A 382-nucleotide genomic window follows, 5' to 3' on the forward strand; every position below is an offset into this window, starting at 1 on the left:
CCCCCCCCCCCCCCCCCCCCCCCCCCCCCCCCCCCCCCCCCCCCCCCCCCCCCCCCTTCAACGCCCCCCCCACCACCGACAACTACACTCCACGGCCTTCGTCGGCAGCGTCAGATGTGTATAAGAGACAGGGTGCATGTCGAGCCTGATCCTGTGCAGCGGCTGGTCCATGTCGGAAGACATGGCGGACTCGTCGCCCAGCAGCGTCCAGGCCCTGGCGGCGGCTTCGCGACGGCCGATCAGCAAGACGCCTGTCTCTTATACACATCTCCGAGCCCACGAGACATGGCGCCTGATATAGTATGACGTCTTCGGCTTGAAAAGAGGGGTGGGGGGGGGGGGGGGGGGGGGGGGGGGGGGGGGGGGGGGGGGGGGGGGGGGG

Annotated in this window: 1 protein-coding gene; it reads left to right on the plus strand. The window is 71.7% G+C overall.

Annotation, left to right across the window (positions count from 1 at the left end; translation table 11 throughout):
- Window positions 1–136 precede the first annotated feature (136 nt).
- On the plus strand, window positions 137–301 hold the full coding sequence (locus tag JHD73_RS28375) for a hypothetical protein (protein ID WP_199033413.1): 165 nt from the start codon (window positions 137–139) through the stop codon (window positions 299–301).
- The last annotated feature ends 81 nt before the right edge of the window (window positions 302–382 follow it).

It is taken from the genome of Ralstonia sp. ASV6 (genome assembly GCF_016429285.1).
Taxonomy (GTDB): domain Bacteria; phylum Pseudomonadota; class Gammaproteobacteria; order Burkholderiales; family Burkholderiaceae; genus Ralstonia; species Ralstonia flaminis.